This is a genomic window from Anaerovorax sp. IOR16 (genome assembly GCF_017168145.1).
Classification (GTDB): domain Bacteria; phylum Bacillota; class Clostridia; order Peptostreptococcales; family Anaerovoracaceae; genus IOR16.
This window is the reverse complement of the sequence record NZ_JADQTL010000009.1, coordinates 1,017,815-1,030,892: the sequence shown is the minus strand read 5'-3', so window position 1 is coordinate 1,030,892 and position 13,078 is coordinate 1,017,815. Positions and strand designations below refer to the sequence as shown.

Genomic DNA, 13,078 nt, shown 5'->3' with positions numbered 1-13,078 from the left:
CGAGGACAGTATTGCCCATGAGGTGATTTTTATACTATTTTAAAAGCATACGATCGTTTTGAATTTCAAATTGCTCAATTAATTTTTCAACGGTCATTTTTTCGCGTTCTTCTCCGGAAATATCCATGATAATACGACCGCTATCCATAAGAATGGTTCTTGTACCGTGACGTAATGCATCACTCATATTATGTGTAATCATCATCGTGCAAAGATCTTTTGAATTTGCAAATTGGTCGGTAAGATCTAAGACTTTTTTTGCCGTCGCCGGATCTAATGCAGCAGTATGCTCGTCTAATAACAATAGCTTTGGGTTGACAAGAATGGCCATAAATAACGTAAGTGCTTGCCTTTGTCCTCCGGAAAGCAATTTTACTTTTTGCGTCATTCGATCCTCTAAACCCATGCCCAATAGTGATAAGCGTTCACGAAAAAACGCTTTTTCTTTTTTTGATATACCTTTCTGTAAACCTCGGAATTTGTCTTTGTTGTATGCAATGGCCAAATTTTGCTCGATGGTCATATCAAAGGCAGTTCCTTTCATTGGATCTTGAAATACACGGCCAATATAGCGAGAGCGTTTGTGTTCCGGATACTTTGTAATATTAATATCATTTAAAAATATATTACCATGATCGGTTTTTTCTACTCCGGATAGGCAATTCATTAATGTGGATTTGCCGGCACCGTTACTGCCGATAATAGTGATAAACTCTCCCGGATGCATGGTAAGACTGACATCCTGCAAGGCAAGTTTTTCATTGACGGTTCCATAGCCAAAGATTTTATAAAGATGTTCAATGCATATCATAGGATTCACCGTCCTTTGCAGGTTTTATTGAGTTTGAAGTAAAAGAAATCTTCTTTTTCAGAAAAGAATCCTTCATTACTCCGGTTGATAAAGCAATGGCAACGATTACCGCGGAAATCAGTTTCAAATCCGTGGCCGGCATACCACAGCTTAAGGCAAACGCAAGAGCTAATCGGTAAAGGATTGCTCCTACTGAAACGGCGAGTAGACGTATTAGAAGAGGAACGGTCTTTGTAAAAAGTTCAAAAATAGTTTCTCCTACAATAACGGAGGCAAGCCCGATGACTACCATGCCAACACCCATTTGAACATCTGAATAGGACTGGTACTGTGCCAAAAGGCCACCGGCAAGACCAACAAAGCCGTTAGACAAAGAAAGACCCAAAAGCTTCATAAGATTGCTGTTTACGCCAGATGCACGTACCATGTACTCATTATCTCCAGTAGCACGAAGTGCAAATCCCAAACGTGTATTTAAAAAGAAATACAAGCTGAGCGTAGCGATGCTTAAAATAATAATTCCTAAAATTAACGATGAGTAATTACTTTGTACGGCTGCATGAAAACTTTTATAAAGCGTGTTGCTTTGCGTAAGTGCAATGTTTGATCTTGAGCCCATCAAACGTAAATTTAAAGAATATAAGGCAAGCATTACTAGGATGCCTGCCAATAGTGGCTCGATTTTCAATTTAATGTTTAATAAAGCAGTGACCGCACCAGCCAAAGAGGCTAGTATAAAAGAAGCAAGCAACGCGACAAGGGGAGAGTGTCCCGTACTGCAAAGTATGGCAGAAGCAGCAGCACCTGTCACGATGCTTCCGTCTACGGTCAGATCGGGTGTGTTCAGCGTACGAAAGGAAAGGAATACACCCAGGGCTAAAATAGCATAGATTAAACCCAATTCAAAAGAGTCAAGGATTGCGGTAATTGTCATATAAAATACCTAGCTTTCTATTTCTGTTTTTGTTAAATTTCTAATCTATTTTAAAATGATTTTTAATCTACTTGATTTCACTTACTTATTGTAATTTTTTTAGTAATAGATTATTGATTTTGAGAGGAATCTGCATCGGTAAAGATGGTAGCCTTTTTCATAATAGATTCAGGGATGGTAACTCCGATTTTCTTTGCAGTATCGGTATTGATGTAAATATTCATATCGGACATGGTTTCAACATCAATGGACCCAGGAGCACTTCCATTTAAGATCGCGGTTACCATTTCGCCGGTTTTTGCACCTAATATTTCATAATTAATACCGTAGGTTGCTAGACCGCCGTCCATAACCATAGAGTCTGCACTTACGTAGAATGGAATTTTTGCTTCATTTAGAGTTTGTGTAATAATTGGCATAGCAGAAGCTATCGTATTATCAATTGGGGCAAATACAACGTCAGCTTTATCAACCAACGATGCTGCTGCTTGTTGCACTTCACTGCCGTTCATAACCGGAGCTTCTAAAACATTAATATTGTTTTTGTCTGCATATTCTTTCAAATTGTTAATAACTGAAATGGAATTTGTTTCACCGGAGTTGTATAAAACACCGATATTTTTGAAATCAGGTGTAATTTGTTTTGCCAATTCCATAATTTGTTCCGGAGAGACAGCATCTGAAGTTCCGGTAATATTGCCACCTGGCTGTTGCATCGTTGTAACAAGACCCGCTGCAATTGGATCGGTAACGGCGGAAAATACAATTGGAATTTCTGTTGTTTCTCCCAACGCGACCTGTGCAGATGGAGTTGCAATTGCTACAATCAAATCATAATTTTTAGAGGTAAATTGTTGGCAGATTGTTTTTAAGTTATTTTGATCACCTTGCGCATTTTGATAATCAATGTGCACCGTTTCACCATCAGTAAATCCATCTGCTTCTAATTGCGCAACAATTGATTCACGAATCATATTGAGAGAAGTATGCTCAATAATTTGAACAATACCAATTGTAGGCAGATTGTCTGCAGTGTCATTGGATTGATTGGTTCCGCAGCCTGTAAAAGCGGAAAGAATCATTAAAGTGATAACCAATACCATTGTTACTTTTTTGTTTAATTTTTTCATTTTTTTCTCCTTTTCTTTTCCGATAATTGTTTGAAAAGGGGTTTCTTTCTCTGCGAGAGGGGCATCAGTGAAATAAAAAAACACTTATCCCAATTTCAAGGACAAGTGTCAACCTGCGGTACCACCTTGTTTAATGTATCTTTCATACATTCTCTTTGCAGAGTGCCATCACACCCTTAGCCAATAACGCTAGCTTCGCGTCGCAACTACTAAGAATTTTGAGAAATCCTGTTCGCCTTGCCCTCGGAGGACCATTATACTGTAGCGTTATCTGTCCGGCTTGCACCACCCCGGATTCGCTGTAAGATCGTTTTACAGTTTTACTCCCTCGTCGTAGGTTTATAGCTATATTAGCATTAGTTTTTTTTGTTGTCAATCTTTTTTTCGTCATTGTGTAGTAATTTTCTGATTTTATTACAACAAGTCCGATAAGAGTCTTGCGATGGATTCTTTAAATTGAATCAAGTGGGAACGGTTACGATAAAGCTGTTTTGTTAATTCGTGACTCTTTTCCATATCTGCTTCAAAAATGGATTCCAATTTATAAGCGAGCTCACTATCATATATAAATGCATTTGCTTCAAAATTAAGTCGGAAACTTCGTATATCAAAGTTAGCAGAACCGATAGACGCGACTTCTCCATCTACACATATTGTTTTTGCATGTAAAAAACCGTTGTCGTAGATAAAGATACGAGCGCCTGCACTTAAAAGAATACCTACATACGAATAAGTAGCCCAATAGACAAACATATGATCCGGTTTGCATGGAATCATAATACGAACATCAACGCCGGAAAGAGTTGCCATTTTTAAAGCTTCCAAGATACTGGAATCTGGAATAAAATAAGGTGTTTGAATATAAATGTTTTTCTTTGCATTACAAATCATCTTTAAATATCCAAGTTCTACTTCTGATTTTGGAGAATCTGGACCACAGGAAACAATTTGCATTCCGGTTGTGCCACTATGAGTTACTTTTGGATAATATGAATGAGAAATGATTAATTGCTCTTTTGACGCAAAACGCCAATCTAAAATAAATCGAGCATTCATATCTTCAATACTGCCTCCGGTTACGCGAAGGTGAGTGTCACGCCAATAACCAAATTTTTTATTTTTGCCAATGTATTCATTTGCTACATTAAAGCCACCTAAATACCCAATCTCATTGTCAATGATGACAAGTTTTCGATGATTTCTGTAATTAAGCTTCATATTGACATATTTAAGCTTTGGTGGAAAGAAAAATGCAAATTGCCCTCCAGCTGCTTTGAAATGCTCTAAGGCTTTTCGATTTAATTGTCTTCCACCTAGACCATCAACTAAAAATCTTACTTCAACACCTTCTTGTGCTTTTTTTGTTAGAAGATCAATAAAGGCACGACCCAAAGTATCATTTTTTACTATGTAATACATAATATTAATGGAAATGGTCGCCTTTTTAATATCCTGCAGCAAAGAATTAAATTTATGATTGCCATCAGTGAGAATGGTTATATGATTATCTTGTGTAAAATAGGCTTCGCTGTAGGTTTGATTTAGACGAATCATATCTTGCCATTTTTTTGCTTCCAACTTTGCAAATTCAAAATGACCATTTCTAATATCATTCATTTGCTCATAAAGAGCATTACTAATGGATGCTTCTTCAAATTTAGACAGACGGAAGATTTTCTGGCGTGATATATTTTGAGAAAACAAAAAATAAAAAACGATACCCACACCAGGCAGTAAGAATAGTATCATAAGCCAAGCGAGGGTAGCGGATGGGTCTTTACGTTCAAGAAAAATAATGGTAAATGCAATAAAGAAATTAATGACGTAAAGACCGGTTATAATAGCTGACATATTTAAAAAGCCAATCGGGAACATGAAGACCTCCTGTGGATCTTACAGTATAGCATCTAATTTTTCTTCTAATGCTGCTTGTGGTAATGCTCCTGTAACACGCTCTACAATGGTTCCATTTTTAACAAAGAATAAGGTAGGAATACTCATTACCTTATTAGATAAAGCAAGTTTTCTTTGTTCATCAATATTAATCTTACATATCTTTGCTTTACCTGCATATTTTGCAGCTAATTCATCCATAATGGGAGCAACCATTTTACAAGGTCCACACCAATCTGCATAAAAATCAATTAGAACTGGTAAATCGGATTGCATCGCTTCCGATTCATAAGTTTCTTCTGTTAAGTAGATGATTTGATCTGACATAATTTTTCCTCCTAGTATACATGGTAATCATTTCATACATTGCATTTTACTTCTAATTTTATCGCTGTGTATTTATTATTATACCATAGTCTTTGATTCTTCAAACAGTTTTATTTTACCCGAAAAATAAAAGTTTATGTTGAATCGAAAAGTTAAGTCGAATATAATATAAGGAAAAAATACAAAACGGTAGCGAAAATGCTTAGAAGTGGAGGAGAAAGAATGTATTTTAATAGTATAGACCAAATTGATCCAGAGGTAGGCTCTTTTATTCGACAAGAAATGAATCGACAAGAAAATAAAATTGAATTGATTGCGTCGGAAAATTTTACAAGCTTAGCGGTAATGGAAGCTTGTGGAAGCGCGCTTACCAATAAATATGCAGAAGGTTATCCGTCAAAGCGCTATTATGGTGGCTGTGAATGTGTAGATCTTGTAGAAAACATAGCAATTGAGAGGGCAAAAAAATTATTTGGTGCAGATCACGCAAATGTTCAACCACATTCCGGTTCCAATGCAAACATTGGTGTATACGTGGCTCTTTTAGAGCATGGGGATACCGTTTTGGGTATGGACTTATCGAACGGAGGACATTTAACACATGGTTCTCCTGTAAATCTTTCAGGAAAATATTTAAATTTTGTTTCTTATAAATTAAATGAGAAAACAGAACGTATTGATTTTGAAGAAGTACGAAGATTAGCCCACGAGCATAAACCTAAGATGATTGTTGCTGGTTACAGTGCTTATCCTAGAAAATTAGAGACAGAAAAATTCAGAGAAATTGCAGATGAAGTGGGCGCTATTTTAATGGTAGACATGGCTCATTTTGCAGGACTTGTTGCAGCAGGTCTTCTTGATAATCCTATGAAATATGCAGATGTTGTTACAACAACGACACATAAGACTTTACGAGGACCTAGAGGTGGGATGATTCTTTGTAAGGAGAAGTATGCAAAGCAAATAGATAAAGCTATTTTTCCAGGAATTCAAGGTGGACCTTTGATGCATATTATTGCAGGAAAAGCGATTTGTCTTAAAGAGGCTGCAACACCGGAATTTGTGGAATATCAAAAACAAGTTATGGCAAATGCAAAAGTAATGGCGGACGAGCTGATATCTCGTGGCTTTGAACTTGTTTCCGAAGGAACCGACAATCATCTTGTATTAGTAAAACTTACAAATAAAGGTATTACCGGTAAAGAAGCGGAAAAGCTTTTAGATGAAGCAGGAATTACTACAAATAAAAATACCATTCCAAATGATCCGAACGGACCTTTTGTGACGAGTGGTATTCGTTTGGGTACTCCGGCAATGACAACTAGAGGTTTTAAAGAAGCAGAATTTAAAAAAGTAGTTGAGGCGATTGCTTTGATTTTAGATCATCCGACTTGTGAAACATCGAAAGGACAAGCACAAGCGATTGTAAAGGAACTTTGTGAAGCATTTCCACTTTATAAATAATTAAGAAAGTTAATATGAAAAACAATAGAGGATAGAAAAGAATGAACTACCTTGTTTGGCAGTATTTTGATTACCAAACAAGGTAGTGTTCTTCTTTTTGGCTATTATTTTGGAATACAAATTTTTGTGCCCGGCACGGAAAAATCAGTCACCGTTAATTTTGGATTTGAAATAAGTAAGCTGTCAGATACAATCAAAAGTTTTTGACTTATGGAGTCTAAAGAGTCTCCCGATTTTACAAAGTAGGCATCCGACAGAGGACAGTTCTCTTTTTCCATCATTCCGGGAATACATAGCTCTAAGCCGTCTAAAGATTTTGAGAAATCAATATTTGGGTTTGCATTTTGCAAAGTTTCGTATGTCATCCCAAAACGTTCTAAGATGCGGGATAATGTATCACCTCTTTGTGTTTGATAAACATTTCCAATTGGGCAACTTGGAGCGACAGAGCCGTTTTCTTCTTCCATTTCATTTCCAGCTTCTTCTTCCATTTCGCCTTCCATTCCACCGTCCATTCCATTTTGCGGTGTTTCTTCTACCGGCATGGTAGGAATGCAGAGTTTCATACCTACTTGCAAATCATATGGATCCATGTTTGGATTTGCTCTAATAATTGCAGAAAGAGGTAGTTTGTATTTTTTTGCAATCATGTAAAGCGTATCACCTTCAACGATTACGTGGTAGGTACCACTGCATGTAGGTGGAACTGCGTCTTTAGCACCCGGAATGCAAAGTTTCATGCCAATTTTTAAAGCATAAGGGTTTAAAATACGGTTCACTTGCATAAGTACTGGAACGGGAACACCAAATGTTTGTGAGATTCCATAGAGTGTATCACTTGATTTTACAGTGTATACCTCTTTGCACGTGTAATTTGGAGGAATCATGGGACTTTTCGGAAAAATTGGGCATTGATTTTTATATGCCATAATGTCATTTCACCTCTATTTCTTTGAGAAAAAACTCAATTGTTATAGGAAACTTGTTTGTTACACTTGCTATCATAATATTTCAATGATAGGGAATATGTGATAGAATATAAAATAAAATTTAGAGAAGCAAATAAAATAAAGGATAGGAAGGAATTAAGAGATTGAAACGATTTTTACAAAATCCAATTGGGATATTATTTATTATATTGTTATTGGCAGAGGCGCTTTTGGATCACTATTACGGAACGCCTATGGAATGGATTATGGATAAAATCATGATTCTGCCGGGTATTATTATTGGACTTTCTTTTCATGAATTTGCTCATGCAAAAGTAGCAGATCTGTGTGGAGATCCAACACCAAGACTGCAAGGACGTGTTACCATTAACCCGCTGGCGCACATTGATTTGTTTGGTTTTATTGCACTGTTTTTTATTGGATTTGGTTGGGGGCGTGCTGTAGAAATTGATCCTCGAAATTTTAAAAATCCAAGAAGAGATGAGCTGTTAGTTGGTTTGGCTGGAGTAACAATGAACTTGATTTTAGCTATTTTATTTACTGCAATTATGAAGATGCTTTTTACATTCTCTCCTCATTTTTTGTATACTGGTTTAGGTGAGATTGTAATTTCCATTTTGCAAAAGGTAGTTTTGATTAATTTGGTGCTTATGGTATTTAACCTAATTCCAGTGCCACCATTAGATGGATTTAACGTAGCGGCTGAGCTATTTCATTTCCGATACAAACAAATTTATTACACACTTTACGATAAGGGCTTTCTTATTTTGATGGTTTTAATCTTATTTAATATTACAGGTATGATTTTAAGTCCAATTGTTACATCTATTTATCGGTTGCTTTTATTTATTTTTCAATTAATTTAGGGCGAAAGAAAAGAAAGATTATTTTTAAATTTTTTTATTTATTTTTTGTTTAAACCTTTTCTTATGGGGTAAAAAAATAGTATAACGAACAAAACTTAATCTTCTTATTATTATGGTATGTAAAACGTCAAGCTGCTTTTAGAAGCTTGTCGTTTTTCAATTAAAAAGTTTTTAGATGAGGGGAGATGAAATCATGAATTTTGAAAAATGGACTGAAAAAGCGCAAGGAGCAATTATGGATGCTCAAAATATTGGGATACAGGAGGGCCATCAACAATTGGATGGGGAACATTTGCATGTGGCACTTTTGTTGCAGCAGGATGGCTTGATTCCAAAGCTCCTCAGTTATATGGGGATTAACTTAGGAGAAGTAGTTGGAGACCTACAGGAGGAGTTGGACAAACTGCCAAAGGTTCAGGGTGGCGGTGATTCTATGTATTCGACTCGGCGATTGAACCAATTGGTTATGAGTGCGGAAAAGATTGCTCATAATTTTAAAGATGAATACATCAGTGTGGAACATCTTTATCTTGCATTGCTTGAAGAGAAGAATACTCCATCTGGTCAAATTCTTAAAAAATATAATATAACAAAGGAAGGCTTTTTACAGGCATTAACAAAAGTAAGAGGAAACCAGAGAGTTACCAGCCAAAATCCAGAGGATAATTATGAAGCTTTAGAAAAGTATGGACGTGATTTGGTTGAGGAAGCAAGAAAAGGAAAACTGGATCCCGTAATTGGACGGGACAGCGAAATACGTCATGCAATTCAAATTCTTTCAAGAAGAACAAAAAACAATCCGGTTCTGATCGGAGAACCGGGTGTAGGTAAAACTGCGGTTGTAGAAGGCTTGGCACAGCGTATTTTAAATGGAGACGTGCCGGAAGGATTAAAGGATAAAACCATTTATGCCTTGGATATGGGGGCTTTAATCGCCGGAGCAAAATTTAGAGGTGAGTTTGAAGAACGTTTGAAGGCAGTGCTGAATGAAATTGAAAAGTCTGAGGGAAGAGTGATTCTTTTCATCGATGAAATTCATAACATTGTAGGAGCAGGAAGAACAGAAGGATCTATGGACGCGGGCAATCTTCTAAAGCCAAAACTTGCTCGGGGAGAATTGCACTGTATTGGCGCTACTACATTGGATGAATATCGTAAGTACATTGAAAAAGATGCAGCACTGGAACGTCGTTTTCAGAAGGTGCTTGTAGATCAGCCGACGGTCGAAGACACCATCTCTATTCTGAGAGGGTTGAAAGAACGATTTGAAATTCATCATGGTGTCCGCATTACGGATAATGCATTGATTGCATGTGCAACACTTTCGGATCGTTATATCAGTGATCGTTTTTTACCGGATAAGGCGATTGACCTTATGGATGAGGCAGCGGCACGTATTCGTACAGAGATCGACAGCGTTCCGGCAGAGTTGGATGAAATTTCGAGAAAAATTATGCAGTTAGAGATTGAAAAGCAGGCATTGGCAAAGGAAAAGGATGCTGCATCCAAAGCACGTCTTTCCAATATTGAAAAAGAGCTATCTCAGTTAAATGAAACCAACGCAGGGATGCGCGCACAATGGGAGAAGGAAAAACAAGTCATTACGGAACAAAAGGCAACCAAGCAGAGATTAGAAGAAGTAAAGCATGAAATAGAAGTGGCAGAACGTAATTATGATTTAGAACGTTTGGCACAATTAAAATATGGGATTTTGCCTGAATTGGAAAAGAAGCTGGAGGCAGAAAAAGCAAATGCACTGCAAGAAGACGAAAATCGTTTATTAAAGGAAGAGGTTTCGGAGGAAGAAATTGCAGAGGTTGTATCGAAGTGGACAGGTATTCCTGTTAGCAAGCTTGTGGAAGCAGAGCGGGAAAAACTTTTGAAGCTGAATGAAGTATTGCATGAGAGGGTCATTGGACAAGATGAAGCAGTAACGGCGGTTTCAGAGGCTGTATTACGTGCACGAGCTGGACTTAAAGATGAAAATCGTCCGATTGGTTCCTTTATTTTCTTAGGACCTACCGGTGTAGGGAAAACAGAATTGGCAAAGGCATTATCGGAAGCATTGTTTGACAGCGAGAAAAACATGATTCGTATTGATATGTCAGAATATATGGAAAAGCATGCCGTATCCAGACTGGTTGGAGCACCTCCGGGGTATGTCGGCTATGATGAAGGGGGGCAATTAACGGAGGCTGTCCGAAGAAGACCATATAGTGTCATCTTGTTTGATGAAATTGAAAAAGCCCATCCGGATGTATTTAATATTCTTTTACAGCTTTTGGATGATGGACGCTTGACGGACAATCAAGGAAGAACGGTAAATTTTAAAAATACCATAGTGATTATGACTTCTAACATCGGAAGTAATGATTTGATTGAAAACATTCAAGCTGATGGAAGCATTACGGAAGAAGCAAAGAAGCAAGTGGAAGTAGAAATGAAACGTCATTTCCGTCCTGAGTTTATGAATCGTATCGATGATATCATTGTATTTTCACCATTGACTGAGGAGCAAATTAAGAAAATTATCGATATCGCAATGGAACATCTGCTTGCAAAGCTCTTTGAGAGAAACATTCATTTACAATTAACCGATCCTGCAAAACGATTGATTGCTTTGGAAAGCTATTCTCCGGTTTATGGCGCAAGACCAGTAAAACGTTATTTGCAAAAACATGTTGAAACGGAGTTAGCCGCGAAGCTGATTGGCGGTGAAATCAAAGATGGTGATCATGTAATCATTGATGAAGAGGATGGCAAATTAGTATTTAAATAATTTTCAGTTATGGAAATAAAAAAGAGACAGGGGAGCGAATAAAAACCGTTTCATCTGTCTCTTTTTGGATAATAGAAAATATTTTTTTATTATAATGTTTCATTTTCCCAGATTTCTTGTGCCTTTGCTGCTTGTTCGTAGAGCATGAGGTTTCCATTTATAGTTTTCATTCCCAACTCTTTTGCATATTTTAAAAACAACGTTTCTTCGGGATTGTAAATCACATCTACAGCTATTTTTGCTCTCATCAAAGCTTTTGGGAGGGGTGAAGCGTTAATATTGGGATACATGCCAACTGGTGTGCAGTTTACTAAAATATCCGTTTTTGGACGTTTTTCTTTATAAAAATCATAGGATACGGTATATTGGTTATGAAAATTTTCTTTTCCTCGGCTGACTACGGTTAAATCAAAGATACCCATATCGCAAAGTGCTTTTTGTACAGCTTTTGCTACGCCGCCTGCTCCTAATACGATGGCATTGCAGCCTTTTGCTTTAATGTTGTTATGTTCAAAAAGTGCACGAAAACCAAAGTAATCAGTATTAAAACCTTTTGCTTTGCCGTTTGAAAAAAGGATGGTATTAACTGCTCCAATGTATTTTGCTTGTGGGGAAATTTCATCAAGAAAGGGGATAACTGTTTCTTTATAAGGAATAGTTACATTGACACCACGGAAATCGCTGTTTTTTAGGGATAAAAATGTATCTTCAAAGGCATCTTTTGAGATTTCTATCAATTCATAAGTACCATCAATGCCTTTATCTTTCATAAGTTGTTGGTGAAGCTTGGGCGACTGACTGTGTTCGAGTTTTTCGCCTAATAATCCAAATTTTAGCATAATTGCTCCTTTCTTGGCATGTTTTTTCATACAAGCTTATTTCTCTGAATCACGTATATATTACTTCTAATATAAATAGTATACACTAAAATTCTTTTTTCGCAAAGTAAAGGAAAAATGGAGAAAAAAGGGACAAATATTTGCATTTTTATTTTAAAGAAGATATAATTATATGGATATTGTTCATTTTTGACAAATTAAAATCAGAAGGGAAGATTAGTAGATGGAACAAAACGTGATTGTAAACGAAAGCAGCAGTGATTTAAGAACGCTTGGGAGGCAAGCATTGACAGGAAATTGGACTGTAGCTGTTTTGGGTACTTTAATTCAATTGGTTATTGTAGTGATACCTGTTATTGTAGTAACTATCTTTTTCGAATCTCAATTTACGGAAAATATTGTTAATTTATATTCTTTTTTAATTAGTGGACCGGTTACATTGGGATATGCAATATTTACGATTCATATTTTTCGAAGAATACAAACAACTCCGTCAGAAGTTTTTTCTGGATTTGAATATTTCGGTAAATCCTTAGGTTTATATTTTATGACTACATTATTTACCTTTTTATGGGCTTTATTATTTATCATTCCGGGAATTATTGCAGCATATCGCTATTCTATGGTGTATTACATCTTAGCAGATAATCCGGAGAAAGGGATTATGCAGTGCATTCGTGAAAGTAAACAAATGATGGTAGGAAACAAATGGAAGTTATTCTGTTTAGAAATTTCCTTTATTGGATGGGCTATTCTTTGTGTTTTTACATTAGGTATCGGAACGTTATGGCTTACCCCATATATGAGCGTTTCTACAGTTGCCTTTTATGAAATTGCAAAAGGGAATTTAAAAATTCGAAGAATTCCAAACGATGGTAGCTTTGCAAATAATAATTCAAATTACGATGCATCTCCATTTGAACCGGTTGTAGTAGATGATGAGGAAAACAAGGAACCTTCACAGGAAGACATTCAGCAACAACCTAAGAAAGAAGAACACAAAATAGAAAATCCATTTGAAATAAAATAAAATACTAAAAAATCCCTTATTAGTTTATATCGATAAGGGATTTTTTTAATGGTAT

At 36.5% G+C, this 13,078-nt stretch carries 11 protein-coding genes; 4 read left to right on the top strand and 7 right to left on the bottom strand.

The features are described 5' to 3' along the window. Nucleotides 1-34: 34 nt before the first annotated feature. The 5 genes from I2490_RS08705 to trxA form a co-directional block, all read right to left on the bottom strand. Entirely contained in the window at nt 35-811 is a 777-nt protein-coding gene (locus I2490_RS08705) for an ABC transporter ATP-binding protein (protein ID WP_206459310.1), read from the bottom strand. Next, a complete protein-coding gene (locus tag I2490_RS08700; RefSeq protein ID WP_206459309.1) occupies nt 798-1,745 on the bottom strand; it encodes an ABC transporter permease in 948 nt (315 codons plus the stop codon). Before I2490_RS08700 ends, I2490_RS08705 begins: the two co-directional genes overlap by 14 nt. Nucleotides 1,746-1,855: 110 nt before the next feature. After that, complete coding sequence (locus I2490_RS08695) at nt 1,856-2,875, bottom strand: ABC transporter substrate-binding protein (RefSeq protein WP_245157123.1); 1,020 nt, start codon at nt 2,873-2,875, stop codon at nt 1,856-1,858. 414 nt (nt 2,876-3,289) lie between these two features. Beyond that, the gene (gene cls, locus I2490_RS08690) at nt 3,290-4,750 is read right to left on the bottom strand and encodes a cardiolipin synthase (RefSeq protein WP_209010592.1); all 1,461 of its coding nucleotides are present in this window, start codon (nt 4,748-4,750) and stop codon (nt 3,290-3,292) included. Between the two features lie 18 nt (nt 4,751-4,768). Continuing rightward, entirely contained in the window at nt 4,769-5,095 is a 327-nt protein-coding gene (gene trxA / locus I2490_RS08685; RefSeq protein WP_206459308.1) for a thioredoxin, read from the bottom strand. 222 nt (nt 5,096-5,317) lie between these two features. Between trxA and glyA the strand changes: the two genes are divergently transcribed. After that, nucleotides 5,318-6,559 (top strand): serine hydroxymethyltransferase, encoded by a 1,242-nt coding sequence (glyA, locus tag I2490_RS08680; protein WP_206459307.1) that lies wholly within the window; start codon nt 5,318-5,320, stop codon nt 6,557-6,559. A 104-nt stretch (nt 6,560-6,663) separates the two neighbouring features. Here glyA and I2490_RS08675 read toward each other — a convergent pair whose 3' ends face one another. After that, entirely contained in the window at nt 6,664-7,488 is an 825-nt protein-coding gene (locus I2490_RS08675; RefSeq protein ID WP_206459306.1) for a LysM peptidoglycan-binding domain-containing protein, read from the bottom strand. A gap of 164 nt (nt 7,489-7,652) precedes the next feature. Between I2490_RS08675 and I2490_RS08670 the strand changes: the two genes are divergently transcribed. Both I2490_RS08670 and clpB read left to right on the top strand, forming a co-directional pair. Next, nucleotides 7,653-8,375, top strand: a complete 723-nt coding sequence (locus tag I2490_RS08670) for a site-2 protease family protein (RefSeq protein WP_245157122.1) — start codon at nt 7,653-7,655, stop codon at nt 8,373-8,375. A gap of 193 nt (nt 8,376-8,568) precedes the next feature. Further along, nucleotides 8,569-11,154, top strand: a complete 2,586-nt coding sequence (gene clpB / locus I2490_RS08665; RefSeq protein WP_206459305.1) for an ATP-dependent chaperone ClpB — start codon at nt 8,569-8,571, stop codon at nt 11,152-11,154. Between the two features lie 89 nt (nt 11,155-11,243). On the opposite strand, the gene aroE is transcribed toward clpB, so the two are convergent. After that, complete coding sequence (gene aroE / locus I2490_RS08660; RefSeq protein WP_206459304.1) at nt 11,244-11,993, bottom strand: shikimate dehydrogenase; 750 nt, start codon at nt 11,991-11,993, stop codon at nt 11,244-11,246. A 223-nt stretch (nt 11,994-12,216) separates the two neighbouring features. Between aroE and I2490_RS08655 the strand changes: the two genes are divergently transcribed. After that, nucleotides 12,217-13,023 carry a DUF975 family protein gene (locus I2490_RS08655; protein WP_206459303.1) on the top strand — a complete coding sequence of 269 codons (807 nt, stop codon included), beginning with the start codon at nt 12,217-12,219 and terminating at the stop codon, nt 13,021-13,023. The last annotated feature ends 55 nt before the right edge of the window (nt 13,024-13,078 follow it).